Here is a 1,753-nt window from a genome sequence, read left to right as displayed (position 1 = left end):
GGATGTTAATAGCAGCATCAATAGAAGCAGACCACACTGTTTCATCAGGCAGTCTCTTGAATTCGCCCATAATTATCTTCAAAACGAATAATATCATCTTCGCCCAAATATTCGCCACTTTGAACTTCGATCATTACCAACGTCACTAACCCAGGATTTTCCAGGCGGTGTTTATTACCGGCGGGTATATAGGTTGATTGATTCGTCGTTATTAGCTGCTGTATGTTTCCATTCGTTACACTGGCCATTCCACTCACGACGATCCAATGTTCACTCCGATGATGATGCATTTGCAAACTGAGGCAAGCACCCGGCTTTACTTCGATTCGTTTAATTTTAAAGCGGAAACCCTCTTCTAGCACAGTGTATGTACCCCATGGTCTGTGTACCGTGCGATGTAATTTATGGGTGTCATGGCCATCTGCTTTAAGTGTTGCATACAAATGTTTGACATCTTGAGCGCGTGATTTGTCAACAACGAGTAATGCATCCGGGGTGTCAACAACAATTAAATTTTCAACCCCCACTAAACCAATAAGCCTATCACGACTTTGCACATAGCATCCCTTTGTATCATGCAACGCAGCCGGTCCGTCTACTCTATTGCCTTGTGCATCAGGAGTTGATAAATCACCCAAGGCACTCCATGAACCAATGTCGCTCCAACCAAGCGTGGTAGGACAAGGCACAACCGCTAAAGAAGAGCTCGCAGAACGCCCCAAAAAGGCTAAGGAAGCAGGCTCCATTACCGCATAATCAAAGGAGTCATCGTGAATTTTTGCAAAAGAGGCTGGATCGAGTTGAAGTTGTGATGTTTGCTCTGAATGGTGTGTTACTGAGTCGTCAAAACAAGCCTTTGTCGCTTCCAGTATCGTCGGGCAATACTGTTTCATGTGTTCTAAAACGCTACCCGCCGTGAAACAGAACATACCGGAATTCCACAAATAACGCCCAGAAGCAAGATAGGCTTCCGCAATATCTTTAGAAGGTTTTTCAACAAAACCATACAGAATATGATCCAACTCAGCCTCTGAATTAACCTCAATGTATCCATAACCCGTTTCAGGACTCGTAGGCTGAATCCCAAAAGCAACCAACTTGCCGGCGAGCGCTGATTCAACCGCTTTTTCTACAGCCCGTTGAAAAACCTCTTGATTATTAATGAGATGATCAGCCGGGAGTATAAGCATCACAGCGTCTGGACTGTGGTTATTAGCCACATAAAGTGCAGAAGAAGCAATGGCAGCGGCCGTATTTTTTCCAAAAGGTTCTAAAATATAAGAGGTATGAAGGCCTAATTGATTCACTTCTTTGTATTCGTCTTGCGTTTTAAAATACAATTCACGATTAGTAACCGTGAGTATTTCCTTCACATTCGGAAGAAGGGCCCCTCGAATAAATGCTTTTTGCAAAAAACTGACACCATCATTTAATCGAATAAATGGCTTGGGATGGAGCTCTCGAGACACAGGCCACAAACGGGAACCGGCTCCGCCACAAAGAATCGTTGGAATTAGTTGCATAACACGCTCGAGAATAAGTTAATAAGTAAGATCATAGATAGATTATAATCCTGATTAAGTCAGCGATATCGTATCAATACTGAGGGGTATAGTCAATCTGAAGTCTCTTCAGGCGATTATTTGTACGTGCTAAACAGTATAAATACTCTATACTATAAAATATAATGTAGGATTTGTTGACAATTCAACTTCTCGCCTACGCCCTGCGGCTTGTCCGCGGGGTCCAGAGT

Annotated in this window: 1 protein-coding gene; it reads right to left on the bottom strand. The window is 43.2% G+C overall.

What is annotated here, in order from left to right:
• Positions 1-44: 44 nt before the first annotated feature.
• Positions 45-1,523 (bottom strand): mannose-1-phosphate guanylyltransferase/mannose-6-phosphate isomerase, encoded by a 1,479-nt coding sequence (locus tag WCO51_13515; GenBank protein MEI6514271.1) that lies wholly within the window; start codon positions 1,521-1,523, stop codon positions 45-47.
• Positions 1,524-1,753: the final 230 nt, after the last annotated feature.

The organism is bacterium (genome assembly GCA_037131655.1).
In the GTDB taxonomy this organism is placed as follows: domain Bacteria; phylum Armatimonadota; class Fimbriimonadia; order Fimbriimonadales; family JBAXQP01; genus JBAXQP01.
This window is presented reverse-complemented; position numbering and strand designations above follow the sequence as displayed.